27 protein-coding genes and 2 riboswitches are annotated in these 26,663 nt (G+C 64.7%); of the genes, 17 read left to right on the forward strand and 10 right to left on the reverse strand.

Annotated elements, in window-relative coordinates; translation table 11 throughout:
• The first annotated feature begins 119 nt into the window (after positions 1 to 119).
• Together AC1DSJ_RS05865 and AC1DSJ_RS05870 are read left to right on the forward strand one after the other, a co-directional pair.
• Complete coding sequence (locus AC1DSJ_RS05865) at positions 120 to 695, forward strand: M23 family metallopeptidase (RefSeq protein ID WP_441371554.1); 576 nt, start codon at positions 120 to 122, stop codon at positions 693 to 695.
• A 24-nt stretch (positions 696 to 719) separates the two neighbouring features.
• Positions 720 to 1,322 (forward strand): SMI1/KNR4 family protein, encoded by a 603-nt coding sequence (locus AC1DSJ_RS05870; RefSeq protein ID WP_441371555.1) that lies wholly within the window; start codon positions 720 to 722, stop codon positions 1,320 to 1,322.
• A 143-nt stretch (positions 1,323 to 1,465) separates the two neighbouring features.
• Here AC1DSJ_RS05870 and AC1DSJ_RS05875 read toward each other — a convergent pair whose 3' ends face one another.
• Positions 1,466 to 2,695: a D-amino acid dehydrogenase gene (locus tag AC1DSJ_RS05875; RefSeq protein ID WP_054422094.1), complete on the reverse strand. Its 1,230-nt coding sequence runs from the start codon at positions 2,693 to 2,695 to the stop codon at positions 1,466 to 1,468.
• 40 nt (positions 2,696 to 2,735) lie between these two features.
• A riboswitch (glycine riboswitch) is annotated at positions 2,736 to 2,835 on the reverse strand.
• Positions 2,836 to 2,926, reverse strand: a riboswitch (glycine riboswitch). It lies immediately after the preceding riboswitch.
• A 106-nt stretch (positions 2,927 to 3,032) separates the two neighbouring features.
• Between AC1DSJ_RS05875 and ampC the strand changes: the two genes are divergently transcribed.
• Entirely contained in the window at positions 3,033 to 4,193 is a 1,161-nt protein-coding gene (gene ampC, locus AC1DSJ_RS05880; protein WP_441371556.1) for a class C beta-lactamase, read from the forward strand.
• 164 nt (positions 4,194 to 4,357) lie between these two features.
• Here the strand turns inward: ampC and AC1DSJ_RS05885 are convergent, their stop codons facing one another.
• Genes AC1DSJ_RS05885 through AC1DSJ_RS05900 form a run of 4 tightly spaced genes read right to left on the reverse strand, consistent with a single transcriptional unit; the run spans position 4,358 to position 7,710 of the window.
• Entirely contained in the window at positions 4,358 to 5,377 is a 1,020-nt protein-coding gene (locus AC1DSJ_RS05885; RefSeq protein WP_441371557.1) for a 3-hydroxybutyryl-CoA dehydrogenase, read from the reverse strand.
• Positions 5,371 to 6,468, reverse strand: a complete 1,098-nt coding sequence (locus AC1DSJ_RS05890) for an NAD/NADP octopine/nopaline dehydrogenase family protein (RefSeq protein WP_441371558.1) — start codon at positions 6,466 to 6,468, stop codon at positions 5,371 to 5,373. Before AC1DSJ_RS05890 ends, AC1DSJ_RS05885 begins: the two co-directional genes overlap by 7 nt.
• Before the next feature lie 30 nt (positions 6,469 to 6,498).
• Positions 6,499 to 6,708, reverse strand: coding sequence for a hypothetical protein (locus AC1DSJ_RS05895; protein WP_441371559.1), 210 nt, complete (start codon positions 6,706 to 6,708; stop codon positions 6,499 to 6,501).
• 18 nt (positions 6,709 to 6,726) lie between these two features.
• Positions 6,727 to 7,710 (reverse strand): AraC-like ligand-binding domain-containing protein, encoded by a 984-nt coding sequence (locus AC1DSJ_RS05900; RefSeq protein WP_054422090.1) that lies wholly within the window; start codon positions 7,708 to 7,710, stop codon positions 6,727 to 6,729.
• A gap of 94 nt (positions 7,711 to 7,804) precedes the next feature.
• Here AC1DSJ_RS05900 and AC1DSJ_RS05905 point away from each other — a divergent pair, with 94 nt between their 5' ends.
• The 12 genes from AC1DSJ_RS05905 to AC1DSJ_RS05960 all read left to right on the forward strand — a co-directional run bounded on the left by AC1DSJ_RS05905 (position 7,805) and on the right by AC1DSJ_RS05960 (position 21,108).
• Positions 7,805 to 9,160, forward strand: coding sequence for a spinster family MFS transporter (locus AC1DSJ_RS05905; protein ID WP_441371560.1), 1,356 nt, complete (start codon positions 7,805 to 7,807; stop codon positions 9,158 to 9,160).
• Positions 9,161 to 9,250: 90 nt separating this feature from the next.
• On the forward strand, positions 9,251 to 10,522 hold the full coding sequence (locus AC1DSJ_RS05910; RefSeq protein WP_342068081.1) for a Zn-dependent hydrolase: 1,272 nt from the start codon (positions 9,251 to 9,253) through the stop codon (positions 10,520 to 10,522).
• 431 nt (positions 10,523 to 10,953) lie between these two features.
• Positions 10,954 to 12,621, forward strand: a complete 1,668-nt coding sequence (locus AC1DSJ_RS05915) for an ABC transporter substrate-binding protein (RefSeq protein ID WP_054422087.1) — start codon at positions 10,954 to 10,956, stop codon at positions 12,619 to 12,621.
• A gap of 69 nt (positions 12,622 to 12,690) precedes the next feature.
• Positions 12,691 to 13,644, forward strand: coding sequence for an ABC transporter permease (locus AC1DSJ_RS05920; RefSeq protein WP_054422086.1), 954 nt, complete (start codon positions 12,691 to 12,693; stop codon positions 13,642 to 13,644).
• 1 nt (position 13,645) lies between these two features.
• Entirely contained in the window at positions 13,646 to 14,542 is an 897-nt protein-coding gene (locus AC1DSJ_RS05925; protein ID WP_441371561.1) for an ABC transporter permease, read from the forward strand.
• Entirely contained in the window at positions 14,539 to 15,594 is a 1,056-nt protein-coding gene (locus AC1DSJ_RS05930; RefSeq protein WP_181953174.1) for an ABC transporter ATP-binding protein, read from the forward strand. Before AC1DSJ_RS05925 ends, AC1DSJ_RS05930 begins: the two co-directional genes overlap by 4 nt.
• Positions 15,591 to 16,568, forward strand: a complete 978-nt coding sequence (locus tag AC1DSJ_RS05935) for an ABC transporter ATP-binding protein (protein ID WP_054422084.1) — start codon at positions 15,591 to 15,593, stop codon at positions 16,566 to 16,568. Before AC1DSJ_RS05930 ends, AC1DSJ_RS05935 begins: the two co-directional genes overlap by 4 nt.
• Positions 16,569 to 16,899: 331 nt before the next feature.
• Positions 16,900 to 17,703, forward strand: a complete 804-nt coding sequence (locus AC1DSJ_RS05940) for a DUF2242 domain-containing protein (protein WP_441371562.1) — start codon at positions 16,900 to 16,902, stop codon at positions 17,701 to 17,703.
• 118 nt (positions 17,704 to 17,821) lie between these two features.
• On the forward strand, positions 17,822 to 18,247 hold the full coding sequence (locus AC1DSJ_RS05945; RefSeq protein WP_441371563.1) for a CopD family protein: 426 nt from the start codon (positions 17,822 to 17,824) through the stop codon (positions 18,245 to 18,247).
• Positions 18,248 to 18,589: 342 nt separating this feature from the next.
• Complete coding sequence (locus AC1DSJ_RS05950) at positions 18,590 to 19,351, forward strand: MetQ/NlpA family ABC transporter substrate-binding protein (protein WP_054422429.1); 762 nt, start codon at positions 18,590 to 18,592, stop codon at positions 19,349 to 19,351.
• 13 nt (positions 19,352 to 19,364) lie between these two features.
• Positions 19,365 to 20,471 (forward strand): methionine ABC transporter ATP-binding protein, encoded by a 1,107-nt coding sequence (locus AC1DSJ_RS05955; protein ID WP_441371564.1) that lies wholly within the window; start codon positions 19,365 to 19,367, stop codon positions 20,469 to 20,471.
• Positions 20,452 to 21,108 (forward strand): methionine ABC transporter permease, encoded by a 657-nt coding sequence (locus AC1DSJ_RS05960; RefSeq protein ID WP_054422080.1) that lies wholly within the window; start codon positions 20,452 to 20,454, stop codon positions 21,106 to 21,108. The genes AC1DSJ_RS05955 and AC1DSJ_RS05960 overlap by 20 nt, the downstream gene beginning before the upstream one ends.
• Before the next feature lie 59 nt (positions 21,109 to 21,167).
• Here the strand turns inward: AC1DSJ_RS05960 and AC1DSJ_RS05965 are convergent, their stop codons facing one another.
• The gene (locus AC1DSJ_RS05965; RefSeq protein ID WP_175171285.1) at positions 21,168 to 21,986 is read right to left on the reverse strand and encodes a hypothetical protein; all 819 of its coding nucleotides are present in this window, start codon (positions 21,984 to 21,986) and stop codon (positions 21,168 to 21,170) included.
• Positions 21,987 to 22,125: 139 nt separating this feature from the next.
• On the opposite strand from AC1DSJ_RS05965, the gene AC1DSJ_RS05970 reads away from it, so the two are divergent.
• Entirely contained in the window at positions 22,126 to 23,316 is a 1,191-nt protein-coding gene (locus tag AC1DSJ_RS05970) for a trans-sulfuration enzyme family protein (protein ID WP_054422078.1), read from the forward strand.
• Here AC1DSJ_RS05970 and AC1DSJ_RS05975 read toward each other — a convergent pair.
• A complete protein-coding gene (locus tag AC1DSJ_RS05975; RefSeq protein ID WP_441371565.1) occupies positions 23,291 to 23,860 on the reverse strand; it encodes a hypothetical protein in 570 nt (189 codons plus the stop codon). The two genes, AC1DSJ_RS05970 and AC1DSJ_RS05975, sit on opposite strands and share 26 nt — an antisense overlap.
• Before the next feature lie 209 nt (positions 23,861 to 24,069).
• Between AC1DSJ_RS05975 and ppk2 the strand changes: the two genes are divergently transcribed.
• Positions 24,070 to 25,305 carry a polyphosphate kinase 2 gene (gene ppk2 / locus AC1DSJ_RS05980; RefSeq protein ID WP_441371566.1) on the forward strand — a complete coding sequence of 412 codons (1,236 nt, stop codon included), beginning with the start codon at positions 24,070 to 24,072 and terminating at the stop codon, positions 25,303 to 25,305.
• Positions 25,306 to 25,430: 125 nt separating this feature from the next.
• On the opposite strand, the gene AC1DSJ_RS05985 is transcribed toward ppk2, so the two are convergent.
• Genes AC1DSJ_RS05985 through AC1DSJ_RS05995 form a run of 3 tightly spaced genes read right to left on the reverse strand, consistent with a single transcriptional unit; the run spans position 25,431 to position 26,543 of the window.
• Positions 25,431 to 25,784, reverse strand: a complete 354-nt coding sequence (locus AC1DSJ_RS05985) for a DOPA 4,5-dioxygenase family protein (protein WP_441371567.1) — start codon at positions 25,782 to 25,784, stop codon at positions 25,431 to 25,433.
• A gap of 16 nt (positions 25,785 to 25,800) precedes the next feature.
• The gene (locus AC1DSJ_RS05990; protein ID WP_175171396.1) at positions 25,801 to 26,163 is read right to left on the reverse strand and encodes a translation initiation factor Sui1; all 363 of its coding nucleotides are present in this window, start codon (positions 26,161 to 26,163) and stop codon (positions 25,801 to 25,803) included.
• Positions 26,163 to 26,543 carry an RNA-binding S4 domain-containing protein gene (locus AC1DSJ_RS05995; protein WP_054422075.1) on the reverse strand — a complete coding sequence of 127 codons (381 nt, stop codon included), beginning with the start codon at positions 26,541 to 26,543 and terminating at the stop codon, positions 26,163 to 26,165. Before AC1DSJ_RS05995 ends, AC1DSJ_RS05990 begins: the two co-directional genes overlap by 1 nt.
• Positions 26,544 to 26,663: the final 120 nt, after the last annotated feature.

The raw sequence follows: 26,663 nt of genomic DNA on the forward strand, positions 1-26,663 counted from the left end.
GGGCGAAGAGGCGACGGGCGACGAGGCGACTGGCGACGAGGCGAAGGGCGAAGGGCGAAGGGCGAAGGGCGAAGGGGAGGTGCGGGGAACCCCCTGGGGTGCCAAGCGTCGAACCCTTCATGAATGCACACCCCCTATGGCGTTTTCTTCGGCGTGTCGTCGTCCTGGCTTTAGGCGCCGCGCTGGCAGTTTGGGCATGGCCGCGGCTGCCGGATGCCGCGCGCGCGCCGTGGCATATGGCGCGGCTGGCATGGCAGGAAGCGCCTTCCGCTTTGCCGGTTCCGGTGCAGGGCGTCACGCCTGCGCGGCTGGCCGATACCTGGGGCGCGGCGCGTGCGGGCGGGCGGCGGCATGAAGGCATCGACATCTTTGCGGCGCGCGGGACGCCCGTGCTGTCCACGACGGAAGGCGTCGTCATGCAGGTCGGCACCAACAATCTGGGCGGGCAAGTGGTGTGGGTGCTGGGGCCCGGCCGCCAGCGGCATTACTACGCGCACCTGGACGGCTATGCAGATATCCAGCGCGGACAATTGGTCGCGCCAGGCGATGTGCTGGGGTATGTGGGCAATACCGGCAACGCCAAGGGCACACCGCCGCATTTGCACTATGGAATCTATGACGGCGGGGCAATCAACCCCTATGACTTACTGATGGCGGCCCCTTCGGTTTCTCGCACCGTTACCGAGCGGCGATAATCCCCGGCATTCGTTTTCCCGCATTTGCCCATTGCCGCCATGATTTCCATTCCCAAGATCCGAGAACAATTTTCCCTGTTCGGCGAACTGCGCCCGCAACCCCGCAGCGCATGGACCGGCGATATTCCCTTGCCTGAATCATTGGCTGACTTCTACGAGCAGATCGGCCCCTGGGGCGAGACCTATCACGAGAACGTCGGCCCGGTGGGCATCACGCTGTCAGAGACCGCAATCAGTTTTCCGCCGTTGCATCGCCTGTGGACGCTGCAAGCCGGTTATCGATGGGATGCGTCAAACGGCCAGCGCGTAGCCGATTGGCGGGATGAATGGCTGGTGATCGCAGATATGAACGCCGACCCGTTCATTCTGGATACTCAAACCGGACAGATACTGTTCGCGCGCCATGGCGCGGGGTCTTGGACCACCGATGAATTTGCGCCTGACCTGCTGACGTTCGCGGCGGCAGCGGCTGCGATTGGCGTCGTGTTTCATGACGCCGATGAAGACTTGCGGGACGATGATTGGGAACTAAAGCCGAAGTATCGGGAGGCGGCGATTCGTGAAGCTGCCAAGGTGCTTGGGAATGGTGATGAGGCTGAATCGTTTTTCGAGACCTTGCAGGGGTAAGGCTTTTTGCCCGTGCACGAATTGACCCGGCGTGGTCAGCGCGTTGAAACCCGCGGAAGGTGAAATGCCTTCCGCGGGCCCATCGTGCGAAGCGCAACGATCTTGTCCTCTGCGCTTCTCGGCTTACCGCAATCCCCCCTTCCTCACCCCACCGGCAGCGCACGCCCCACGCTCGCCGCCAGCATCTGCGCCGTTGCTGCCGACAGCGTCCACCCCAAATGCCCGTGTCCGGTGTTGTAGAACACGCCGGGCCGTTTGCCGGGGCCGACGCGCGGCATCATGTTGGGGGTCATGGGGCGCAGGCCGCACCAGGGCACCACGCGGGACGTCTTCACGTTGGGGAAGTGCTTGCGGGTCCAGTCGATCAGGGGTTGGACGCGTTCGGCGCGGATGTCCATGTTGAAGCCGTTGAATTCCGCCGTGCCGGCCACGCGGAAGCGGTCGCCCAGGCGGCTGGTGACGATTTTTGCGGCTTCGTCCAGCAGGCTGACGCGCGGCGCGGCGGCCTGGCTTTCTGCGTCGTCCAGGTGGACGCTGATGGAATAGCCCTTGACCGGATAGATGTTCAGCGAATCACCCAGTTGCTGGGCGAATTTGCGGCTGGCGGCGCCCGCGCAGACGACGATGGCGTGGGCTTCGTGTTGTTCGCGTTGTGTGCCGCCGTTGCGCAGGATGTCGAGCACGTACGGCCGGCTGTCGCGGCTGATGTTGTCGATGTCGGCGTCTTGCACGAAGGTGACGCCCCGGCGTTCGCAGGCGGCGGCCAGGCCGCGCGTGAATTTGTGGATGTCGCCGGTGGCGTCGGATGGCGTGTAGAAGCCGCCGTAGCAACCGGTTTGCAGGGTGGGTTCGATGTCTCGCGCTTCGCTGCTGGACACCGCGTAGCGTTCAAGCCCGCCCGCTTCCAGCAATGCATTCGAACGGCGCGCGGTGTCGAAACTAGCGGCGTCGTGATAGATGTGCAGGATGCCCCGGCGTTCCAGGTCGAAATCGATGCCTTCTGCATCGGCCATGTCGAACAGGTGTTGGCGCGCTTCGATGGCCAGGCGGGTGGTGGCGATGGTGTTGTCGCGGTAGTTCGGGATTTGCGCCATGAACTGCGCCAGCCACGAATACTTGTGCCAGCTGAACTTGGGGTTGAGCAGCAGCGGGGCGTTCTTGCGCAACATCCAGCGCAATCCTTTCAGGATGGTGGCGGTGCTGTTCCAGACTTCGGCGTTGCTGGCCGATAGCTGCCCGCCGTTGGCGTAGGACGTTTCCATGGCGGGGTAGCGCTGGCGGTCGTAGACGGTGACGTCGTAACCCAGTTTGGACAAGGCATAGGCGGACGTGACGCCGGTGATACCGGCGCCAATGATGGCGATGCGGGGCATGATGGCTCCAGACGGTGTGGCAGCGGCCCATCTAGGCCGCAGCACCCCATCTGTCTCTGTACCTGAGAGCTTCACCCGCAGCGCTGACGGCGGCGGGTTCCCCTTCGGTGGGCGCGCACGGCGCCTCTCTCCAGATTGTCTAGACTCGCGCAGTCCTGTTGCCTGAGAGTTTCCGGGGCGGTTGCTCCGTCGGCGCTGGCCGCAAGGGCCAGTCTCTTCTACGCGGTTTTAAAACGACGGAGTAGAGAATAGCCAAGTTTCTGTCGCATTTGATTCAGGGTTAGTACTATGTTGCCGGCGGCGCGCGTAGCTGTCTGATCAAAATAGGACGAAAAGAATGAGCTTTCCCGCGATGCGACGCACGATGTTGTTGGCATTGGCCGTTTTGTCATCGATGGCGTCTGTTCCGCCCGCGATGGCGGCGCCCTCCGAGACCGACCAAAAGATCGATGCCGCAGCGCAGGCGCTGATGCAGGAACACGGCGTGCCGGGCCTGGTGATTGCCATTACCCGCGACGGCCTCCACGAATTTCACCAGTACGGCGTGGCGTCGCGTCAGACAAAGGCGAAGGTCAGCCCCGACACGTTGTTTGAAGTGGGCTCGATCAGCAAGACCTACACGGCGACCTTGGCTACCTACGCAGAAGCGCTGGGCAAGCTGTCGCTGGGCGATAGCCCGGCGCGTTTCGTTCCCGCGTTGCAGGGCTCGGCATTCGCCAAACTGAACCTGATTCATCTGGGTACGCACACGGGTGGCGGCTTTCCGTTGCAGGTGCCGGACGCGGTGCGCAATGACGCGCAGTTGATGGATTACTTGAAAGCCTGGACCCCGCAGTACGCCGCAGGCACCTACCGCACTTATGCGAATCCCAGCATCGGCATGCTGGGCGTGGTGGCGGCCAAAAGCCTGGATCAGCCGTTCACGCAGGCCATGGAAAAGACGCTGTTTCCGCTGCTGGGCTTGTCGCACACCTACATCGACGTGCCGGCGGCAAAGATGGGCGATTACGCGCAGGGCTACAACAAGCAGGATGCGCCCGTGCGCGTGAACCCGGGCGTGCTGGCGGCCGAGGCGTATGGCGTGAAGACGAGCGCGCGTGACTTGATCCGCTTTGTGGATGCGAACATGAACGCCGCGGGCAATGATGCCATTCATCGCGCGATTCGCCAGACGCATGTCGGGTACTACCGCGTGGGCGACATGACGCAAGACTTGGCGTGGGAACAGTTGGCGTATCCCGCCACGCTGGACGCGCTGCTGGCGGCCAACGCGGGTACGTTGAACAGCCGGAGCCACCCGGTCACCGCAATGACGCCGCCGTCCGCGCCGCGCGATGATGTGTGGATCAACAAGACGGGGTCGACCAACGGTTTCGGCGGTTACGTGGCGTTCGTGCCGGCCAGAAAGGTCGGGGTGGTGATTCTGGCCAACAAGAACTATCCGAACGAAGCGCGTGTGCGGCTGGCGTATCAGATTCTGGAGGAATTGATCCGCTAAGCGCCGTCCGCGACCTGCGACCTGCGACCTGCGACCTGCGACCTGCCACCTGCGACCTGCGAACCGCGACCTGCGACCTGCGAACCGCGACCTGCGAACCGCGAACTGCGATCCGCGATTCGCCAACCGCCAACCGCCAACCGCCAACCGCCAACCGCCAACCGCTAACTGCCGGTCCGGTTCGAACCGGCGGCAGCCTTCGCCGCATCAAAGCGCGGCAGCAGTCCCATCACCTCCAGCCGTTTGCACAATTCGCCCAGGCGTTTCAGCTTGTAGGCATCCACGTCCTCCCCGGCGTAGTCGTAAAAGCCCTGGCCATCGCGCAGCCCGTTACGCCCTTGTTCCATGTTGCGGGCGATGACATCCGGCGCGGCGAAGCGCGGGCCGATTTCGGCGGACAGGTAGCGCGATGCGTAGTAGAGGATGTCGCCGCCGCCCCAATCAATGAATTCCAGCAGGCCCAGCACCGAGAAGCGCAGGCCGAAACCCAGCCGCACGGCGGTGTCGATATCTTCGGCGCTGGCCACGCCTTCCTCGACCATGCGGGCGGCTTCGTTCATCGCCAAGGCCTGAATGCGCGGCACGATGTAGCCCGCGGCGGGGGCGCATTGCACGGGCACCTTGCCGGCTTGCCGCAAGACGTTTAGCAGGCGTTGCAGCGCGTCGTTGCTGGTCTTTGGGCCACGGCTCACTTCGACTAGTGGGATCAGATGCGCGGGGTTCAACCAATGCGCGTTCAGGAATCGTTCCGGGCCTGCCACGAGTTCCGCCAGTTCGGTCACCAGAAAGGTGGATGTGGTGGACGCGATGACGGTGTCGGGCGCGCAGGCTTGCGCAAGCCACAGGAAGGCATCGCGCTTGGCGTCCAGCCGTTCGGGCACGGCTTCAAAGACGATGCGTGCCCCATGCAGGTCAGCCGCCGCGCTATCGCGCCCGCACAGGCGCACGCGGCGCATGGCGAGGCCAGCTTGGGCGGCATCCAGCAGGCCCAGCCGCGTCATCGTGGCCAGTTCGCGTTGCAGGTTGGCCAGCACGCGTGCGTCGTGCTCGGTTTGCTCGGTCGCGCTGCGGGGCTTGATGTCGATCAGCGTCACGTCCCGCCCCGCGTGCACATACGACAACGCAATGCCTTCGCCCATGCGGCCCGCGCCGACCACGCAGATTCTGTCGTCCATGTTCAGCATCCTTGCGCCAGCAGTTCGGCCATGCCGCGGCGCGACAGGCGGTCCAGCCCCAGGCGTTCCAGCGTGCGGCCTTCGGCGTACAGGTCGCGGCCGGTGATGGCGCTGGCGACGCTTAGCAGCCCCTGTGCAACCGGGGTTGGCACGCCTGCCCAACGTCCCATCGACACCAGGAAAGACAGGCCCAGCCGCGTGTCTTCCAGCATGTAGCGATGCGTGTGCAGGTTGATGGTTTCCCGCCAGTCGCCGCTGTCTGTGAGCTTGCCGTGCGCGCCGCGGCCGTACATCCATTCGTCGCCCTCGCTGGCGTAATGGTCGGCCAGCGGGAAGTGCGGCGCGGCGTAGCCCAGCGCGACACGGATGGCGATGCGTTCGGCGTCCAGCGCGTCAGTCACGCGGCGGATGGACGCTTGCGTGCCTTCGTTGTGGATGTCCCATTTGTCGAAGTGTTCCAACGGCCCGGCGTTCATCATGATGAGTGGCGGGTGGATGATGGGGCCAGCGTTCATCAACGCGCCGGACAGGCCGTCTTCAATGGGTTCGATGCTGGGGTAAGCCTGCTTCAGCCGCGCCAGCGCTTCGTCCGACAAGCGGCTGGGGAATACGCCCGTGGGCAGCCGCGTGGCGTAGCCGCTGATCACGACCGTGTTCCCGTGCTTGCGCGCCAGATAGGGCAGGGTGCCGGTTTCTGCATAGGCCACGCGCGCGGTGTTGCCGGCGTCTTTCTGGGCGCGCGCAAAGACGTAGCTGCCGAATGTGCCGGGCGGTAGGAACACCACCTGCCCGTCTTGCAACAGCGGCGCCAATGCCGGCGCCAGCGCGTCGTGCGTGGTCGAGGGCAGGGGGACGACCAACACTTGCGCGTCGGCCACTGCGTCGGGCAGCGAGGCGCTTAGTTCCAGTTGGCCTGGCCCCTTGCCCAGCGGCACTTGGCGCGTGCCGCGATAGTCGGTGACGGTCAGCGCGCCGGCGTCTCGCAAGCCCTGGAACGCGACAGTGTCGCGGCGCCACCAGCGCACCTCGTGCCCCCGTTCCGCCAGTTCGGCCGCCGCCGCGTAGCAGCCGTGGCCGCCGCCTATTACGCTGATTCGCATGATCAAAGCTCCTTCGATGGAGCCTTGATCCTAGCGGCGGGGCGCCACGCGGCGCTGCGCCAAACGCGCAAGCGCCATTCCAATCCGGCAAGGGAATGGTCGGGCCGCGCAGGCCGGGCCGCGCAGGTCGAGCCGCGCAGGCCGGGCCGCGCAAGCCGAGCCACGCAGGCCGGTCAGCGCAACCAGGGCCGACAGCGCAGCCAAGGCCGACAGCGCAGCCAGGGCCGACAGCGCAGCCAAGGCCGGCAGCGCTGACGCCTAGGGCCTGTGCTGGCGCAAGGTATCAGACGGCAGGCAGCCGTAACGCTTGCGGTAATGGGTTGCGAAATGCCCGAAGCTGGTGACGCCGTGGCGCAGCAGAATGTCGGTGACGTTGTCGCCCGCGCGCGCCGCTTCCAGCGCCGCATGCACCAGCGTCAGGCGTTGGTTGCGCACATAGTCGCTGGGGCTTTGCTTCAAGAACTGGGTGAATCCGTTCTGCAACGTGCGGATCGATACGCCGCAGTGTGCGGCCAGATCCGCTAGCGAGATGGCCTCGTCAAGATGGTGCTCGATGTATTCCCGCGCGCGCCGCACATGCTGCGGCAGGGGCTGGCCGCGCTGGGCGCGCAGCGACTCGGAATAGTTATGAGGCAGCTGGGTCAGCAGCAAGGCCAGCAAGTAATCGGAAAACCCTGCTGCCAGCGTCTGCGTGACGCCGTCGATGGCGGGGTGCTGGTACAGCCGGCAAAGATAGTCCAGCGTTTCGCGCACGGCGGCCAGGCCCGGCGCGTCGGCATCCACTTCAAGATCAAACACCAGCGCCTGCTTGATGGGGCGGTCAAGCAGGCGTTGCAGTTGGTGCTCAAGCGCCTGGCGCTCGACACGCAGGATCAGGTTGCGGCAGTCGCGGCCGATGCTGATCACGCTGGGCTCTGAAGGCGACGAAATCGTCAGGCTGCCCGCCTGCATCAACGCGCTGCGCTTGCCCAGCGTGACAAGGCCAGAGCCTTGCAGCGTGATGCGGATCAGGTAGTAGCTGGCGATGTCGCCGGCGTCAATTTCAACTTCGGCGCCGTAGTGCAGATCGAACAGCGCCGCGTTGCCGAAGAATACGCCGTACAGACGCGACTGCAAGGGTTTTCCCTGGGCGACGCACATGCGATGTGACCACAGGTGTTGGCTGACCTGATCCTTGACCTCGGCGGCGTTGCCCGAGTTCAGCAAGCAATGGCGGTTCAGCGGATAGGTGTCGTTGAACATGCTTTCCTGCGCGGTGGGAACAGTCGTTGCGTCCGGCGTATAGAGCCTGGCTGCGCAAAGACCTACAAAAGACGGACAACTACCAGGGAAAAAAATGACTGACGCCACGCTGCCGCAAGTGACGAAACGAAGCTACGCCTACGAGTGGTACGTCGTCGTGATATGCATGCTAGCGTACATATTTTCCTTCGTCGACAGACAGATCCTGGCGCTGATGATCGAACCGATCAARCACGATCTTCAGCTGTCAGACACGCAGTTCAGCTTGTTGCACGGCTTGGCGTTTTCCTTGTTCTACGCCGTGATGGGCATCCCCATCGCCCTGCTGGCCGACCGCTATTCGCGCCCGAAGATCATCGCGATAGGCGTGGCGTTCTGGAGCCTGGCGACGGCCGCCTGTGGCCTGTCGCGCAACTTTGCGCATATGTTCCTGGCGCGCATTGGCGTGGGCGTGGGCGAGGCCGCGCTGTCGCCCGCCACCTATTCCATGCTTAGCGACATGTTCCCGCGCGACAAGCTGGGCCGCGCCGTGGGCATCTATTCGATCGGCTCGTTCATCGGCGGCGGCATGGCGTTTTTGATTGGCGGCTATGTCATCAATCTGCTCAAGAGTGTGGACAGCGTGGTGGTGCCGTGGATAGGTGCGATGCGGCCCTGGCAGGTGACGTTCTTCATCGTGGGGCTGCCGGGCTTGCTGGTGGCATTGCTGATTCTGTTGACGGTGCGTGACCCGCAACGGCTGGGCCTGCGCCGCAGCGCCGATGGCCAGGCAAAAAAACCAACCATCCGGGACACCTTCCGTTTTCTGGGCCGCCACCGCCGCACCTTCTTTTGCCACTACCTGGGCTTTTCGTTTTACGCCATGGTGCTGTTTGCGCTGCTGGGCTGGACGCCCGCCTTCTACATGCGCAAGTTCGGCATGTCGCCCGTGGACGTGGGGTACATGCTGGGCGTGGTGGTGCTGGTGGCCAACACCGCGGGCGTGTTCTGCGGCGGCTGGCTGATGGATGCGCTGGCCAAGCGCGGCTACCGCGATGCGCCGCTGCGCGCAGGCGTGATCGGCGCCGTGGGCATGGCGTTGCCGGCGGTGGCGTTCACACAGGTGGACAGCGTGGGCGTGTCGGTGGCGCTCTTGCTGCCCGCGATGTTCTTTGCGTCGTTTCCCATGCCCACGTCTACCGCAGCGATGCAGATCCTGCCGCCGAATCAGATTCGCGCGCAGGTGTCGGCGCTGTTCCTGCTGATATCGAACCTGATCGGGCTGGGGCTGGGCACGACGGCGGTGGCCTTGCTGACTGACCGTTTGTTCAAGAATCCCGGCGCGGTGGGGCAGTCGCTTTCGCTGTTGATCGCCGGGGCGACGGTGCTGTGTGTGGTGCTGCTGGCGGTGGGTTGCAGAAGCTATCGGCAGAGCCTGACGCGCGAGGAGGGTGAGGGGAATCCCTTGTAGGCCGGCGTTTGCATCGGGCTGGTACACAGCGCAGAATCGGGCGAACCTTTGCCGCGAGGTGTCGCGGCCGACTTGTCACCAGGAGTCCCCATGAGCCTTGCCCCCGCACCTGAAACGCTGGCCGACCTGCGCGTGGATGGCGCACGGTTGTGGCAGTCCTTGATGGATCTGGCCGCGATCGGCGGCACGGAAAAAGGCGGCGTGTGCCGGCTGGCGCTGACCGAGCTTGACCGCCAGGGCCGCGATTTGTTCGTGCGCTGGGTGCGCGAGGCCGGCTGTGAAGTGCGCGTGGATGCCATCGGCAATATCTTCGCGCGCCGTGCGGGCCGCAACAACGATTTGCCCGCCATCATGACGGGCAGCCACATCGACACCCAGCCCACCGGCGGCAAGTTTGACGGCAACTATGGCGTGCTGGCAGGCCTGGAAGTGTTGCGCACGCTGAACGACGAGAACATCCAGACCGAAGCGCCGCTGGAGCTGGCCGTGTGGACCAACGAAGAGGGGTCGCGCTTTGTGCCGGTGATGATGGGCTCGGGCGTGTACGCCGGTGCGTTCACGTTGGAGCATGCGCTGTCGCAAGAAGACCGCGAGGGCGTCAGCGTGCGGGATGCCTTGACCGCCATCGGCTACGACGGCAAGACCGCCGTGCCGCCGTCCAACCCGAACGAAGTGGGCGCCTATTTCGAAGCGCACATCGAGCAAGGCCCGGTGCTGGAAGCGGCCGATACCGTGATCGGCGTCGTGACGGGCGCGCTGGGGCAGCGCTGGTACGACGTGGTGCTGACGGGCGTCGAAGCGCATGCCGGCCCCACGCCGATGCCACTGCGCCGCGACGCCTTGTTGGCTGCCTCGGAATTGGTGCTGGCCGTGAACCAGATTGCGTTGGCGCATGCGCCCGATGCGCGCGGCACGGTGGGCTGGATGGATGTGTTTCCCAATTCGCGCAACGTCATCCCCGGCCGTGTGCGCCTGACGGTGGACCTGCGCGCGGCAGATGATGTGACGCTGTCCGCCATGGACGCCGCCTTGCGCGCGGCGGTGCAGGCGGCGGCCGGCAACCGGGGCGTGAAGGCGGACGTCGAGCAGGTGGTGTATTTCGCGCCGCAACCGTTTGCCCCCGCGCTGGTGCAGTCGGTGCGGGACGGCGCGCGCGACTTGTCCTTGTCGGCCATGGATGTGGTCAGCGGGGCGGGACACGACGCCGTGTATGTGGCTCGCGTAGCGCCTACCGCGATGATCTTCGTGCCGTGCAAGGACGGCATCAGCCACAACGAAATCGAGGACGCTCGCCCCGATCACCTGGAAGCAGGATGCAACGTCCTGCTGCGCGCCATGCTGGCGCAAGCGGGCATCGCGTGATGCGTTGACGTGCAGGGTGCACCAAGGCGGCGCACGCGGCGCTGCGTTGGTGCCTTTTAGGTGCTCTTTTAGGTGCTCTTTTAGGTGTTTTAGGTGGCTGCTGGGTGCCCTGCACTGGCCCGCTGCCTGCCTTCTCTGTGACGTCGGCTTGCCTGCGCCGCATGCGGGTTTCCCTGTCGATAGCCCTCTGCCCGCGTGGCTGCCTACGCCCGCGCGTGTGACCTGCCTCGCGCCGCGGCGGGCCGGGCCTGGCCTGGCCGCTCAGGACTATCCCTGACAACACTGCGATGTTCTCAAAATGGCACAGAAATTGCTTATACAAATTCTGTGTACTAACTCTGTTCACGCGCACGGCACCCTCGCGGGGAATGCGCGTTCGGGGTTGGTTCCTTCATCCGGCTCCTCGCCATGCAAGACATTGGAGAACCACAATGCAGACACGGAGTTTCCGCATCAAATCCCTCGCCGCCGCGCTCGCGCTGACGGCGGCCGGCGCCGCCGTTATTGCCCCCGGATCGGCGCATGCCGAAAAGGTCTTGCGCATTGGCATGACCGCCGGAGACATCCCCCGCACGCTGGGTCAGCCAGACCAGGGGTTCGAGGGAAATCGCTTCACCGGCATTCCGATGTACGACGGCCTGACGCAATGGGACTTGTCGCAGAAGGACGGCCCCAGCGTGTTGATCCCGGACCTTGCCGTGTTGTGGGAGGTGGATGCGGCGGACAAGACAAAGTGGGTGTTCAAGCTGCGCCCCGGCGTGAAGTTCCACGACGGCTCTGACTTCAATGCGGACGCCGTGGTGTGGAACGTGGGCAAGGTGCTGGACAAGAGCGCCCCGCAGTTCGACGCCAGCCAGGTGGGCGTCACGGCCTCGCGCATGCCGACGCTGAAGTCAGCGAAAAAGATCGACGACTTGACGGTGGAACTGATCACCACCGAGCCGGATTCCTTCCTGCCGATCAACCTGACCAATCTGTACATGGCGTCGCCCGCGCACTGGAACAAGAAGCTGGCGGAAGTGCCCGCGTCGGTGACCGATGCCGCCGAGCGTTCGCAGAAGGCATGGGCCGCGTTTGCGGCTGACGCGTCCGGCACCGGCCCCTTCAAGATGGCCAAGTTCGTGCCGCGCGAGCGCTTGGAAGTCGTCAAGAACGATCAGTACTGGGATGAAAAGCGCCGGCCGAAGATCGACCGCGTGGTGATGCTGCCCCTGCCGGAAGCCAACTCGCGCACGGCGGCGCTGATGTCCGGGCAGGTGGACTGGATTGAAGCGCCCGCGCCCGACGCGTTCGACACGATCAAGGGCCGCGGCTTCATCATCTATTCCAACGAGCAGCCGCACGTGTGGCCGTGGCAGTTGTCGTTCAAGGAAGGCTCGCCGTGGCTGGATGCGCGCGTGCGGCAAGCCGCCAACCTGTGCGTGAACCGCGGTGAACTCAAGCAGCTGCTGGGCGGCATGATGGCCGAGCCCAAGGGGACGGTGCCGCCAGGCCATCCGTGGTGGGGCAACCCCAAGTTCGACATCAAGTACGACCCGGACGCCGCACGCAAGCTGATGACGGAAGCCGGCTTCTCCAAGGCCAAGCCGGTGAAGGTGAAGGTGCAGACATCCGCGTCCGGCTCCGGCCAGATGCAGCCTTTGCCCATGAATGAGTTCGTGCAGCAGAACCTGAAAGACTGCTATTTCGACGTGAGCTTTGACGTGGTCGAGTGGAACACGCTGTTCACCAACTGGCGCAAGGGCGCCAAGGACCCGTCGGCCAACGGCAGCGACGCTATCAACGTCAGCTTCGCGGCGATGGACCCGTTCTTTGCCATCGTGCGCTTTGTCAGCACCAAGACCTTTCCGCCAGCCTCCAACAACTGGGGCTACTTCGGCAACGCCGAGATCGACGGCTTGATCAAGGATGCGCGCACCACCTTCGCACCCGCCGAGCGCGACGCGGCCCTGGCCAAGTTGCATGCGCGCGTGGTGGAAGAAGCGCCGTTCGTCTGGATTGCGCATGACGTCGGCCCGCGCGCGATCTCGCCGAAGGTCAAGGGCGTGGTGCAGCCCAAGAGCTGGTTCATCGATATCGCCACGATGTCGATGGATTGATCTTGAACGCGCTGGACGCCGCGCGCCACCTTGAGTGTGCGGCGTCCAGCGCCCTAGCCGGTGACGCCTATGCTGTCTTACCTTATCCGGCGCATCGCGTACGCCCTGCCCATCATGGTGGGGGTCGCGCTGCTCTGTTTTCTGCTGATCCATCTGGCGCCCGGCGATCCGCTGGTCTCCATTCTTCCGCCTGACGCGTCCGCCGACCTGCAACGGCAGCTGATGCAGCTCTATGGTTTTGACCGTCCGCTGGTGGAGCAATTTGCCGGCTGGCTGTGGCGCGCATTGCATGGCGATCTGGGCACGTCGATTGCCACCGGCCGCCCCGTGGCCGCCGAGGTCTTCAAAGCTGTGGGTAACACCTTGCGGCTGGCCTGTCTGGCCACGCTGCTGGGTTTCATCGTGGGCGCATTCCTGGGGTTCGTTGGTGGCTATTACCGCAATTCGGTGATGGACCGCGTGGCGTCCTTCGTGTCGGTCATTGGCGTCAGCGTGCCGCACTACTGGCTGGGCATGGTGCTGGTCATCCTTTTTTCCACGCAGCTGATGTGGCTGCCGCCCACGGGGGCAGGGCCGGGCGGGTCCGGCGAGTGGACGGCGGACTGGGCGCATTTTCGCCACATGATTCTGCCGGCCGTGACGATGTCGGTGATTCCGATGGGCATCATCGCGCGCACCGTGCGCGCGCTGGTGGCCGAGACGCTGTCGCAGGAATTTGTGGTGGGTTTGCGCGCGCGCGGGCTGACCGACCTGGGCGTGTTTCTGCATGTCGTCAAGAATTGCGCGCCCACGGCCCTGGCCGTGATGGGCCTGCAACTGGGCTATCTGCTGGGCGGCTCCATCCTGATCGAAACGGTGTTCTCGTGGCCCGGCACGGGCTTCCTGCTCAACGCCGCCATCTTCCAGCGCGACCTGCCCTTGTTGCAGGGAACGATTCTGGTGCTGGCGTTGTTCTTCGTGATCCTGAACCTGGCGGTCGACATCCTGCAAGGGCTGTTCGACCCTCGTATCGAAAGGAGCTGATATGACGGATTCCGTTGCCAGCCTGACCGCGGCGGCCGTCACGGCCCCCGTGGCGCGGTCGCCGGGCTATTGGTCCAATGTGTTGCGCCGCTTGCGGCGCGACCCGCTGGCGCTGACCGCGGGCGGCGTCATCCTGGCGCTGATCATCATCGCCATCCTGGCGCCGTGGATCACACCGGCCGACCCGTTCCAGGCGTCGATGTTGAAACGCCTGCGGCCCATCGGCACCGAAGGCTACCCGCTGGGCGCCGACGAGCTGGGCCGCGACATGCTGTCCCGCCTGATGCTGGGCGCGCTCCTGTCGCTGTTCATGGGCATCGTGCCGGTGATTGCCGCGTTCGTCGTGGGCAGCGCCATCGGCATCCTGGCGGGCTATGCGGGCGGCTGGACCAGCACGCTGATCATGCGGGTGGTGGACGTGTTCTATGCGTTTCCGTCGGTGCTGCTGGCCATTGCGCTGTCAGGCACGTTGGGCGCGGGCATCTTCAACGCCATCCTGTCGCTGACCATCGTGTTCGTGCCGCAGATTGTGCGCGTGGCCGAAAGCGTCACCACGCAAGTGCGGCGCAGCGATTATGTGGACGCGGCGCGCGCATCCGGCGCATCGCCGTTCACGATCGTACGCGCGCATGTGCTGTCCAACGTGCTGGGGCCGATTTTCGTGTATTCCACAAGCCTGATTTCGGTGTCGATGATTCTGGCGTCGGGCCTGTCGTTCCTGGGCTTGGGCGTGCGTCCGCCTGAACCGGAATGGGGCTTGATGCTGAACACCTTGCGCACCGCCATCTACACGCAGCCTTGGGTGGCGGCGTTGCCGGGCGTGATGATCTTCATCACGTCGATGTCCTTCAACCTGCTGTCCGACGGACTGCGCTCGGCCATGGAGGTCAAGGAATGAACGCTGTCATCGACGCCGTGCGTGTCACGCACGAAGACGTAGGCGGCCCCGCACAGCCCTTGCTGAGCGTGCGCGGTTTGATCAAACACTTTCCGTTGAAGCGTGACCCGCTGTCGCGCGGCCGGGGCGGCAACGCCGTGCGCGCGGTGGACGGCGTGGACTTCGATGTGAAGAAAGGCGAAACGCTGGGCGTGGTGGGCGAATCCGGTTGCGGCAAGTCGACCACCGCGCGGCTGGTCATGCAGCTGATCAAGCAGGATCATGGCGAACTGGTGTTTGACGGCATGGCCGTGGGGTCGCGCGCGCTGGCGCTGCGCGAATTCCGGCGGCAGACGCAGATGGTGTTTCAGGATAGTTATTCGTCTCTGAACCCGCGCATGACCATCGAGGACTCGGTGGCGTTCGGCCCGCTGGTGCATGGCAGCGCCAAGCGCGACGCCATTGCGGTTGCGCGCGGGCTGCTGGGCCGCGTGGGGCTGGACGCGCAACGCTTTGCCGGCCGTTACCCGCATGAACTGTCTGGCGGCCAGCGTCAGCGCGTGAACATCGCGCGCGCGCTGGCCCTGCACCCCCGGCTGGTGATTCTGGATGAGGCGGTGTCCGCGCTGGACAAGTCCGTCGAAGCGCAGGTGCTGAACCTGCTGCTGGACCTGAAAGACGATTTCGGGCTGACGTATATGTTCATCAGCCATGATCTGAACGTGGTGCGGTACATCTCTGACCGCGTCATGGTGATGTACCTGGGCGAAGTCGTAGAGCTGGGGCCGGTGGACCAGGTGTTTGATGCGCCCCGTCATCCCTACACGCAGGCGCTGCTGCGTTCGATGCCGTCGATGGAACCCGGGCAGCGCACGGAATCGGCGCCCTTGTCGGGGGACCCGCCCAACCCCATTGATCCGCCGTCCGGTTGCCGTTTCCATACGCGTTGCGCGTTGGCGCGCGCGGCCTGTGCGGCAGAGGCGCCCGCCATGACGCAGCTAGACGGCCACGCCGTGCGCTGCCTGATTCATCAACCCGATTCCGGCTATGCCGCATCAGGAGCGCTGACATGACCGCGACAACATCCCCCTTGGTCAGCATCCGCAACCTGGAAGTGGCGTTTCAGGCGGGCGCCAAGACCGTGCATGCCTTGAACGGCGTGAACCTGGAAGTGGGGCGGGGCGAAGCGGTGGCGCTGATCGGTGAGTCGGGCTCCGGCAAGAGCGTGACCCTGCGCGCGCTGATGCGCTTGCACCCGCCGCGCCGCACGCGCATCAGCGGTGAAATGGTGGTGGACGGCCGCGACGTATTGGCGATGAATGCGCGCGAGCTGGCCGCAATGCGCGGCCCGGTGGTGTCAATGGTGTTCCAGGAGCCGCTGTTGGCGCTGGACCCGGTCTATACCGTGGGCCGCCAGATCGAGGAAATGGTGCGCCGGCATACCGGCAAGAGCGCCGCCGAGGCGCGCGCGCGGGCGCTGTCATTGTTTGAACGCGTGCGCATTCCCAGCCCCGAGCGCCGGCTGCAAGCGTATCCGCATGAGATGTCGGGCGGCATGCGCCAACGCGCCATGATTGCGCTGGCGCTGTCCTGCAATCCGAAGGTGTTGCTGGCCGACGAGCCCACCACCGCGCTGGACGCCACGGTGCAGATTCAGATTCTGCTGTTGCTGCGCGAGCTGCAACGCGAACTGGGGCTGGCCATTGTGTTCGTGACCCATGACATCGGCGCCGCCGCCGAAATTGCGGACCGCGTGGCCGTGATGTATGGCGGGCGCATTGTGGAGCAGGGCAGCATGGCCGACCTGTTGCGCGCACCGCGCCATCCGTACACGCTGGCGCTGTTGAAGGGCCGCGCGCACGGCGCCATGCAAAAAGGGCAACGGCTTGAAACCATTCCAGGTTCCCCGCCCGACCTGGCCGCGTTACCGCCGGGGTGTTCGTTTGCGCCGCGTTGCAGTCTGGCAGAAGCGCAATGCCTGGCGAAGGTGCCTGACATCGTGCCGGTGGCGGCGGGGCATGAGGTGCGCTGCGTAAGAGTGGCGTAGGGAGGAGGCTTAGGATGGCGCGGCCACAGGGGGGCGGTGTTCGACGCCGGTGTCGGGGCCGGCAAAACCGGAGCGAAAAATAGGGGCGGAGCAGTGCGGCGCACCCTGGCCCCGTTAAACCTGTTTCAACCCATCACGGCCGGTAGTGGGCCATTCGCCAGATTCCCCCTTCGTGGCCGATAATGCCCCCTTTACGCCAACAGCTGGACCCCTCATGCCCTGCGTTACCCGTCGTTTGTCTGTTCCCCTGCTCGTCTGCGTTTCGGCAATTTTGGCGGGCTGCGCGTCCCCTAAAGCGGCATACGAAAGAGAAGACTTCGCGCAGAACGACGTGTTTTCCCGCACCTTTCCCACCGCCAGCAACACGGCCTGCGACGCGGGCCGCCGCGCCTTGCTGAGCCAGGGCTACAACATCGACCGCTTCGACCCGGCGCGTGTGTCGGGCCACAAGAACTTCCAGGGCGAAGACGGGCTGCATACGCAGATCAATTTCAATATCGATTGCGCCTCGGACGGCAGCGCCAACCAGCGCGCCACCGTGTTCGCCAATGCCGTGCAGGATCGTTACTCGATCAAGCGCACCACCAGTTCGGCCAGCGTGGGCGTGAGCGTGCTGGGCCAGGTGTCGATGCCGTTTGGCTCCAGCGACGATTCGCTGGTGAAGACGGCCAGCCAGACCGTGTCGCGGCCCAAGTTCTACGAAGGCTTCTTCCAGCTGTTGCAGCGCTTCCTGCCGGATGCCGAAGCCGCCGCCGCGCCGCATGTTCCGACGCCCAGCCGCGCCCGCGCTTCGCAATCCAAACCGCTGGTTCCTGCCGATCCGGTGGTGTCGCCGGATGCGCCGGCCGACACCTTGAACCCGGCTGCGGCGAATGGCCCGTCTCCGGCGCCTGGGGCAGCAAAGGCCACGGAAGCCGCGCCGGACAAGGCCGCGCCGGCAGCCGAAGCGCCGCATGCCACGCCGCCGTCCACGGCAGGCAACGCGGAGTCGGGTACGACGGCCACGACCCCTGTGGCGCCGACCGCAGCCCCCTCGCCGACGACCACCACCCCGACAACGACCCCGGCGGCCACGTCTACGACGCCTGCCGTTTCGACGCCGGCAGCGGCGGGTGCCCCTGCCACCGGCAACTGACCGTCACTTCCGATATGCCCGCCACCTGCACCTGATCGCCGCGTCCGGTTTGCGCTGACGCAAACGGGCGTTCAGCGCGCCGCTTGCCGGCTCCGAGCATCCGGCGATAATGCCGGCCATGACTTATCAATTATTAAAAATGGCCCACGTGGCGGCCGTCGTTGCGTGGATCGTCGGCTCGCTGTTCGTCTCGCTGTTCCTCTTGTCGTCGCAACCGCAAGACGGTGACGAGGCGCCCAAAGAACGCAAGATGCTTGGCGCGCTGCGGCGCTGGACGCTGTGGGTCACCACCCCGGCCATGGTCATCACGTGGCTGATCGGCCTGCACCTGGCCATGGCTTTCGGCTGGTTCGCCATGAACTGGATCTGGGTCAAGCTGGGTTTCGCGCTGGCGTTGTCGGCGTTGCTGGGCATCCAGAGCGCGGCCTTGCGCCGCATGGTGAAGGGCAATCTGAAGCGCCCGCCGATGATCGACCTGTATGCGCCGTTCACCGTCATCGCATGCGCAGTCATCGTGACGCTGGTGGTGGTCAAGCCGTTCTAGGCTTCGACCAGACCTGACCAGAGCTGATCTGAACTGACCTGAACTGATCTGACCTGACCTGAACTACGCGCCAACCGTCCGCGCACCATGGCCGGGCGCATCGCTTATGCCGCCCGGCCATATCCAAAGATCCCTGTAATAAGGACTCAACGAAGTATTCGTTCGTGGCCGCCAGGGCCCTCCCTAGAATCGTCTCTCTCATAACTGCATTGACTTAGAGGCGATTCCATCATGACTACCCGTTTTCTAGCTGCGGCGTCCGAGCAAGGCGCATCGCCAACCGTCAATCGCACGCGCGTCTTTCTGAAAGCGCTGGTGGGCGCGGTGCTGGCGTCGGCGGCGATGTTCCATGGCCCCGCCTTCTCGGCGGACCCCAAGCCGCTGAAAGTGGGCGTGCGTGGCGGCGTGGACGAGCAAATCTGGGAAGTGGTGACGCAAGTCGCCAAGAAGAACGGCCTGGCTGTGGAACCCGTGATCATTACCGGCACCGCCAGCCCCAACGAGGCGCTGAACAACGGTGACCTGGAGGCCAACGCCTTCCAGCACATTCCCTTCTTGAACGACCAGATCAAGCAGCGCGGCTACAAGATCGTGCCGGTGGCGAACACGCTGATCTCGCCCATCGCCTTCTACTCCAAGAAATACAAGTCGCTGAAAGCGCTGCCGGACGGCGCCAAGGTGGGCATTCCGAACGACCCCAGCAACCAGACCCGCGCGCTGGTCATCTTGCGCGATCAGGGTTTGATTACCTTGAAAGACGGCTTTGACCCGGCAACAGGCACGGCGACGCTGGCGGACGTCACGTCCAACCCCAAGAAACTGAACTTCGTGGAAAGTGCATCGGTCGTGCTGGCGCGTTCGTTGCCGGATGTGGATACCGCCGCCATCGTCAACAGCTTTGCGTACCAGGCCGGCCTGATCGCCACGCGTGACGGCATTGCCGTGGAGAAGAAAGAAAACAATCCCTACGTGAACATCATTGCCGTGCGCGAAAAAGACAAGAACGCGCCGTGGGTGCCCGAGCTGGTGAAGGCGTACCACTCCGAGGAAGTTCGCCAGTTCATTCTGAGCAAGTACGAAGGCTCGGTGATCCCGGTTTTCTAAGCCGGGCAAGGCCATGATGCAACACGAATTTTCCCAACCCGCGCCGTCTCGGGCGGCCGGGGACCCTGCTGCGTCTGACGCGCACATCGTCTTTGACGGATTGCAGAAGCGCTATCCCAGCGCGCAAGGCGTGGTGACGGCGTTGGCCGACGTGTCGTTCTCGGTGGCGCGCGGCGAGGTGTTTGGCATTATCGGGCGCAGCGGCGCGGGCAAGTCCACGCTGCTGCGTTCCATCAACATGCTTGAACGCCCGTCCGCGGGCCGCGTGCAGGTGGATGGCGTGGACGTGGGCCAGCTGGATGAAGATGCGCTGGTGGGCCTGCGCCGCCGCATCGGCATGATCTTCCAGCATTTCAATCTGCTGTCCGCCAAGACCGTGGCTGAAAACGTTGCGCTGCCCTTGCGTGTGGCTGGTGTGAAACCCGCCGCCGCGCGGGCGCGCGTTGAGGCCTTGCTGGACATGGTGGGCCTGCGCGACAAGGCCGACGTGTATCCGTCCAAGCTGTCGGGCGGGCAGAAGCAGCGCGTGGGGATTGCGCGTGCGCTGGTGCATGAACCCGAAATCCTGCTGTGCGATGAAGCCACGTCGGCGCTCGACCCCGAGACCACGCAATCGATTCTGGCGCTATTGCAAGACATCAACCGCAAGCTGGGGCTGACGGTGGTGCTGATCACGCACGACATGGCGGTGATCCGCGAGGTTTGCCATCGGGTGCTGGTGCTGGACGGCGGCCGCAAGGTTGAGCTGGGCGACGTCTGGCGCGTGTTCGGCAACCCGCAAGCGGATGCCACGCGCGCCTTGCTGCGCCCCTTGCAGCATGAGCTGCCGGCGGACCTGGCGGCGCGCCTGGTGCCCGATCTGCAAGGCCGCGATGGCGTTGCCATCTTGCGGCTGCGCTTCACGGGGCACGGCAGGCCGGAGGGCGTGTCATTGCAAGCCTTGGCCGCGATGGGGCCGGGCGCCACGCTGTTGCATGGCGGCCTGGACCGCTTGAGCGGCCACGCACAGGGCAGCCTGCTGGTTTCCGTGCCAGCGGGCGCATTACAGGAAGAGGCCGCGCGCGCTGCGCTGGTGGCCGATCAGATCAAGGTGCTGGGTTATGTCGCTGCCGATGCTTGATAAATACCTGCAAGCGTTCTTGCAGACCCTGGCGATGGTGAGCGTGTCCGCCGTCATCGCAATCGTGTCCGGCCTGGCGCTGGCGGTGGTGCTGACGGTGACCGCGCCCGGCAACCTTTATCCCAAGCCGCGCTTCAACAAGGCGCTGTCCATTACGGTGAACACGTTCCGCGCCATCCCGTTCATCATTTTGCTGGTGGCCATGCTGCCGTTCACCCGCTTTCTGGTGGGCACCACGTTGGGCACGTGGGCGGCCATTGTGCCGCTGTCGGCCAACCTGGTGCCGTTCTTTGCCCGCATTGCGCAGGTCAGCCTGAATGATGTGGACCATGGGCTGGTGGAAGCGGCGCGCGCCATGGGGTGCCGGCGCTGGCACATCGTGCGCCACGTGCTGCTGCCCGAGGCCTTGCCCGGCATCATCGGCGGCATGACGGTCAGCGTCATCGCCATGATCAACGCGTCGGCGATGGCGGGCGCGGTGGGCGCGGGCGGCCTGGGCGATCTGGCCATCCGCTACGGTTACGAACGCTATGAAACGCGCGTGATGTTTGAAGTGATCGTAATTCTGATCGCGCTGGTGTCGATCGTGCAGTTCACCGGCGAATGGTTGTCACGCCGGGCGGACCACAAGCGGTAGGGCGGGGGCGGATGAGCCCCAAGCGCGCGCGGCAGCAGGCAGGGCGATGGCGGCCGCACCTACCGCAACGCCGAAAACACGTTCGCCAACTGCCGCTTGCCCAGCTGTTCCTGTTCCGTCGCCATCTTGCCAATCGCGGCTTGATGCTGATGGAACCGCGTCAGGTCAGCATCGCGCACAAACATCAGTTCATCGTGGTCGGCATACCAGTATTGGCGGTTGTCATCCAGCAGCGTGATCATCTTGCCGAACTCTTGCAGGATGCGCGTTTCAAGGCGCCAGACCTGTTCCAGGCTTTCGTTGCGCTGCGCCAGCGACGTATCGAGCGTGTGCAGCATCTTCTGCTTTTCCGGTTCGCGGATGGCCAGCGAACGGATCAGTGTGGGCATGTTGTTCAATACTTGCAGGCTTTGCTGCCGGTACTTCGGCACCAGCCGTTCGGCCTGTTCCAGAATCATGCGGCTTTCGATCAGGCCGGCGTCCTGCGCCAAACGATGCGCATCCAGCAGGCGGGGCATGCCGATGGTTTTGAGCTCTTGCACATAGGCTTTGTGCTGCGCAAGGCGTTCGCTGGCAATGGTCTTGAAGGCGCGCTCCATTTCGCCGTAGAAGCCGGTGGCCTTGGGCGTAGGGTCAATGGACGGCAGTTCGCCGGATTCGCTTTCGGCGCCGCTGACCATCAGGTTGAGCGTGTCGGCCACCTTGCGGATTTCGCCGGTCGCCACGCGTTCCTGTTCGCGGTCGCGCATTTGGCTCAGCCCGGTCACCGCGGCGCATATCAGCACCACCAGGCCCACCGCGACGGCGATGCGCAGGCGGCGTGGCCGGCCCTTCGGCGGCCGCGGGGAGCACTCCGGGGACGATTCCTGCGACGTCATGGCGCACCAAAAATTGGGGACATTGCTTTGCAATGTAACGAGTGGATCTGCACCCGTCAACGCCTGCGGGCCGCGTCGGGACCGTGCAATTTCTTGCAAGGGCGGGATGCCTTTGCGCCATCTGATGACAGGAGTTCACATGTCTGACACCTTGAAGCAAGGCTTCGCCACGCGCGCCATACACCTGGGTTACGACCCGCTGGATGAGCAAGGCGCTTTGTCGCCGCCTTTGTACCTGACGTCGACCTACACGCAGGACAGCATCGAAGCCTTCGACCAGATTCGCCTGGGCGAGAAGCAGGGCTATGTGTATGGCCGCACGCGCAACCCCACGCAGGCGTTGCTGGAAGAGCGGCTGGCATCGCTGGAAGGCGCCGAGGCGGGCGTGGTCACGGCTTCAGGCATGGCGGCGATTTCCGCCACGCTGTTTTCGCTGCTGCAAAGCGGTGACGAAATCGTGGTGGACCAGATTGTCTATGGCACCGCCTTCACGCTGTTCACACAGGGGCTGACGCGCTTTGGCGTGCGCGCCGTGTTTGCGGACTTCACGCGGCCCGAGACGGTGGCCGCCGCCATCGGCCCCAAGACGCGCGCCGTGTATTTCGAGACGCCGGCCAATCCGAACTTGCGCCTGGTCGACATCGCCGCCGTGTCCGCCATTGCGCGCGGCAAGGGCCTGCTGACCATCGTGGACAACACCTTCGCCACGCCCGTGCTGCAACGGCCGCTGGAACATGGTGCGGACATCGTGCTGCATTCGGCTACCAAATACCTGGGCGGCCACGGCGACTTGCTGGCGGGCGCGGTGGTGGGGCGCAAGGAGCACATTGACGCCATCCGTCTGCAAGGCCTGCGCTACTTCACGGGGGCCACGTTGTCGCCGTTCACCGCGTTCCTGGTGCTGCGCGGCATCAAGACGCTGGAACTGCGCGTGCAACGCCATAGCGAATCTGCCTTGAAGGTGGCCAAGCTGTTGCGCGAGCATCGGGCGGTGGCGGATGTGTTCTATCCGGGTCTTGCCGGCACCGCGGGCGCGGACATCGCGCTGCGCCAACAGGCGGCGGGCGGTGGTTTGGTGGCGTTTGAGTTGAAGGGCGGATTGGCGGCCGGGCGCAATCTGCTGAACAGCCTGAAGCTTGCGCGTATCGCCGTCAGCCTGGGTGACCCGGAAACGCTGATCCAGCATCCGGCGTCGATGACGCATGCCAGCTATTCCGCGGAAGACCGCGAGAAGTATGGCTTGTCCGAAGGGTTGTTGCGCTTGTCCGTGGGCCTGGAGACGCCGGAAGATATTCTGGCGGATCTCAAGCAGGGTCTGGATCGCGTGTAGGGTCTGGCTGGGGGGCGGTGCCGTAACCGCGAGTCGGCGGATTCGGCGAGTCGACCGAGTCGGGCGGCTGAGGCGAGTGGGGCGGCTGAGGCGGCTGAGGCGGTTGGGCCGACGTGCGCCGCCATGCCACCCATATGCCTTCGCCGTCGAAGTGGCGCGGGCCGCGGCCGGCCACGGCCAGGCCTTCGCGCAGCACGTCCACATCCAGCCCAGGCAGATGGCGCAGCAGTGCGGGCGGCAGCTGGTCGATGGCGAGCTGGTCTTCTTCCAGATCCACGCGCATCAGATCGCCGTCTTCGCAGCGCAAGCGCAGGAACCACAGGCTTTCCATGTAGTCGCCATACCAGGGGTCGGGGAACATCGCCTTGCTGAAGGCGAACCCGAATTCTTCGACATCGCTCCACGGCCAGAACTCCTGCAAGCCCATCGCGCGCGCCAATTCGCACTGGCGCGTGAAACCGGTGTCGTCGAACCGCACGGTTTTGCGGAAAGGGTCTTCGGGCGGAGGCGGGCCGATCAAGAACCGCTTGATGCGTGACCACATGGCAAGGATGAAGGATGAAGGCTGAAGGCGGATCGGGCAGTGTATCGGACGGCGCGGCTGCAATGAAATCGCAATAGATGTTACAACGTTTGATTCTCGTCAAATCCACGCCTGAAGGCGCGCGTTAGGGTGTTGCCTTTGCCTCGCAGGTCGCCGGCGACTGGCCGGCCGGTGTGGGCAAAACGACAAGCGCAGCAAGGACTGGACACATGACAGACAAGACACCGCAAGCCGCCGAATCAGACACCGCCATAAGCGCGAAGCCGCGCGCAAGCGGCACGCAGGGCGCCGCCAAACGCTCGGTGCGCGCAGGCAGCGGCACGACTTCGCGCCGCACGCCGGCCAAGGCGGCGGCTGTCGTCAAGGCGAATGCGCGGGGTGCGGGTCCGGCCATTGATGCCGCCATTGAATCGGGCGACAAGCCTGCCATCGAGCCGGCATTGCAGGCGCGCAAGAAAGTCGCAGCGCGCGAAGATGCGGCGCGGCAGGAAGCGGTGTCGGTGCTGTCGGACATTGCGCGCCGCTACACCGTCGGCGCGGATACGCAGGCGCACGACGCGCTGCGTTCGGTCATCGAAGAACTGTCGGCGGACGATGCGCGCGCCGTGCATCGCGCGCTGCTGGACGCCAATGCGCAAGTGCCGGGCAGCCGCCGCAATCCTGATGAAGAGCTGGCCGCCGATTGGCGCGAAGGCATCTATCCGTATCGTCATCGCATGCTGCGCCGCAATTATGAAAAGCAGAAGTACCAGCTGCAGGTGGAATTGTTGAAGCTGCAAGCCTGGGTCAAAGCGACCGGGCAGCGCGTGGTGATTCTGTTCGAAGGGCGCGACGCGGCCGGCAAGGGCGGCACCATCAAGCGCATGATGGAACACCTGAACCCGCGGGGCGCACGCGTGGTCGCGTTGGAAAAGCCGTCTGATACCGAAAAGGGCCAGTGGTACTTCCAGCGCTATGTGCAGCACCTGCCCACGGCGGGCGAGATCGTGATGTTCGACCGGTCCTGGTACAACCGCGCCGGCGTGGAACGCGTCATGGGCTTTTGCTCGCAGCAGGAGTATCTGGATTTTCTGCGTCAGGTGCCTGACTTCGAACGCCATCTGGTGTCCAGCGGCATCCACCTGATCAAGTTCTGGTTCTCGGTCAGCCAGGAAGAGCAGCGCCGCCGCTTCCTGCAACGCAAAGTGCACCCGCTCAAGCAATGGAAGCTGAGCCCGGTGGACTTGGCGTCGCTGGATAAATGGGATGACTACACGCGCGCCAAGGAAGCGATGTTTGCGCATACGGACACTGCGGACGCGCCGTGGATCGTGGTGAAGTCGAACTGCAAGAAGCGCGCGCGCCTTAACGCCATGCGCTACGTGCTGAGCCGGCTGTCGTATGAAGGCAAAAGCAGCGAACCCGATATGGCGTTGGATTCGCTGATCGTGGGGCGTGCGCTGTAAAGCAAATTGGGCAGCCTGTGATCAGGCTGCCCAAGTTCAAGTGGGCCAAGTTCAAGTGGGCCAAGTTCAAGTGGGCCACGTTCAAGCGGCCTAGGTTCAAGCGGCTGTATTCAGTCCGCCTTCGTTCAAGCCCCCAGCGCCTGAAGATTCAGCGTGTAGCTGCGGCCGATCCACACGGCGCAGTCGCGGTGGTCGCGAAGAGAATCGCCGGTGTTGGGGTGCATGAAGACATCCAGCTCGCCATGGTTCAGCGTCAACCAGGTTGCGATCTCGGCGAAGTGCGCCGGGGTGAACGCAATCTGGTAGCTCCATTGGGGATGTGGGCCGACGGGGCGCTCATGAAAGCGCCCCATGTCCATCTTGCCGTCGAACTGCGCAATCACCCGTTCGCGCAACGCATACGCGGTATCGCGGCTGGCCGCGTCGAAGTACACATGCGCGTGCCAACTGGCCACGCCGTTTACCGCCAGATCATTCATGGTCGTCTCGTCAGGTTCAGCCGCCAGCGCGCTTGGCGCGGTGGCCGCGGGTGGTTAGTGCGTCGATGATGCGGTCGCAGTGGTCTCCCTGCACTTCGATCACCCCGTCTTTCACGGTGCCGCCCGACCCGCAGGCCGTGCGCAATTCCTTGCCCAGCACCGCAAGCGCCATCGGTTCCAGCGCCAGCCCCCGCACCAGCGTGACGCTCTTGCCGCCCCGGCCCTTGGTCTCGCGCGAGACCCGCGCCACGCCATCACCCGCAGGCACGGCGCGCGCGGCTGGCTTGCATTGGCATTGCGTCAGGGCTTGGCGGCATTCGGGACACATGCGGCCGCTTTCGGTGGAATAGACCAGCCCGCCGCTTGAACTGCGCTTCATCATTTGCCTCGCATCTGATCGATCAGGCGGCGGTCGCGCTTGGTCGGACGGCCCGTTTCGATGCCTAGCGCCGGTTCGGGCGCCAGGCGGCGCATTTCGGCGGCACGTTCGCGGGCGGCGATGCTGTCGGGGGTTTCCTCATAGAGCAGGCGCGCGACGGGGGCGGGGCCACGCACGCCGCTGACGGCCACCACCTGCACCTGTAGCGCCGGGTCTTCCTTGCGGATCGTAATGCGGTCGCCGGGTGCGACTTCGCGCGCGGGCTTCGCCGCTTGGTCGTTCACCAGGACCCGGCCCTTGCCGATCTCTTGCACGGCCAGGCTGCGCGTCTTGTAAAAGCGCGCGGCCCATAGCCATTTGTCGAGTCGAATCTTGTCCATCTTGCTGCTCTCTGCGATGTGCGGTCTGCAATGCGTTTGCCCAAGGCGCAATGATAGCCCCGTGCGTCGCCCGGCGAAAAAATGGCGCCCCGCAGGGCGCCATTGCAAACTCCGTTCATC

The organism is Achromobacter sp. 01N37, from assembly GCF_056399725.1.

Coding starts and splice junctions, on each gene's coding strand:
- AC1DSJ_RS05865 (WP_441371554.1), top strand. CDS start 120: ATGAATGCACACCCCCTATGGCGTTTTCTTCGGCGTGTCGTCGTCCTG.
- AC1DSJ_RS05875 (WP_054422094.1), bottom strand. CDS start 2,695: ATGCCCCGCATCGCCATCATTGGCGCCGGTATCACCGGCGTCACGTCC.
- ampC (WP_441371556.1), top strand. CDS start 3,033: ATGAGCTTTCCCGCGATGCGACGCACGATGTTGTTGGCATTGGCCGTT.
- AC1DSJ_RS05885 (WP_441371557.1), bottom strand. CDS start 5,377: ATGCTGAACATGGACGACAGAATCTGCGTGGTCGGCGCGGGCCGCATG.
- AC1DSJ_RS05890 (WP_441371558.1), bottom strand. CDS start 6,468: ATGCGAATCAGCGTAATAGGCGGCGGCCACGGCTGCTACGCGGCGGCG.
- AC1DSJ_RS05900 (WP_054422090.1), bottom strand. CDS start 7,710: ATGTTCAACGACACCTATCCGCTGAACCGCCATTGCTTGCTGAACTCG.
- AC1DSJ_RS05910 (WP_342068081.1), top strand. CDS start 9,251: ATGAGCCTTGCCCCCGCACCTGAAACGCTGGCCGACCTGCGCGTGGAT.
- AC1DSJ_RS05915 (WP_054422087.1), top strand. CDS start 10,954: ATGCAGACACGGAGTTTCCGCATCAAATCCCTCGCCGCCGCGCTCGCG.
- AC1DSJ_RS05920 (WP_054422086.1), top strand. CDS start 12,691: ATGCTGTCTTACCTTATCCGGCGCATCGCGTACGCCCTGCCCATCATG.
- AC1DSJ_RS05925 (WP_441371561.1), top strand. CDS start 13,646: ATGACGGATTCCGTTGCCAGCCTGACCGCGGCGGCCGTCACGGCCCCC.
- AC1DSJ_RS05930 (WP_181953174.1), top strand. CDS start 14,539: ATGAACGCTGTCATCGACGCCGTGCGTGTCACGCACGAAGACGTAGGC.
- AC1DSJ_RS05935 (WP_054422084.1), top strand. CDS start 15,591: ATGACCGCGACAACATCCCCCTTGGTCAGCATCCGCAACCTGGAAGTG.
- AC1DSJ_RS05945 (WP_441371563.1), top strand. CDS start 17,822: ATGACTTATCAATTATTAAAAATGGCCCACGTGGCGGCCGTCGTTGCG.
- AC1DSJ_RS05950 (WP_054422429.1), top strand. CDS start 18,590: ATGTTCCATGGCCCCGCCTTCTCGGCGGACCCCAAGCCGCTGAAAGTG.
- AC1DSJ_RS05955 (WP_441371564.1), top strand. CDS start 19,365: ATGATGCAACACGAATTTTCCCAACCCGCGCCGTCTCGGGCGGCCGGG.
- AC1DSJ_RS05960 (WP_054422080.1), top strand. CDS start 20,452: ATGTCGCTGCCGATGCTTGATAAATACCTGCAAGCGTTCTTGCAGACC.
- AC1DSJ_RS05965 (WP_175171285.1), bottom strand. CDS start 21,986: ATGACGTCGCAGGAATCGTCCCCGGAGTGCTCCCCGCGGCCGCCGAAG.
- AC1DSJ_RS05970 (WP_054422078.1), top strand. CDS start 22,126: ATGTCTGACACCTTGAAGCAAGGCTTCGCCACGCGCGCCATACACCTG.
- AC1DSJ_RS05975 (WP_441371565.1), bottom strand. CDS start 23,860: ATGTGGTCACGCATCAAGCGGTTCTTGATCGGCCCGCCTCCGCCCGAA.
- ppk2 (WP_441371566.1), top strand. CDS start 24,070: ATGACAGACAAGACACCGCAAGCCGCCGAATCAGACACCGCCATAAGC.
- AC1DSJ_RS05985 (WP_441371567.1), bottom strand. CDS start 25,784: ATGAATGATCTGGCGGTAAACGGCGTGGCCAGTTGGCACGCGCATGTG.
- AC1DSJ_RS05990 (WP_175171396.1), bottom strand. CDS start 26,163: ATGAAGCGCAGTTCAAGCGGCGGGCTGGTCTATTCCACCGAAAGCGGC.
- AC1DSJ_RS05995 (WP_054422075.1), bottom strand. CDS start 26,543: ATGGACAAGATTCGACTCGACAAATGGCTATGGGCCGCGCGCTTTTAC.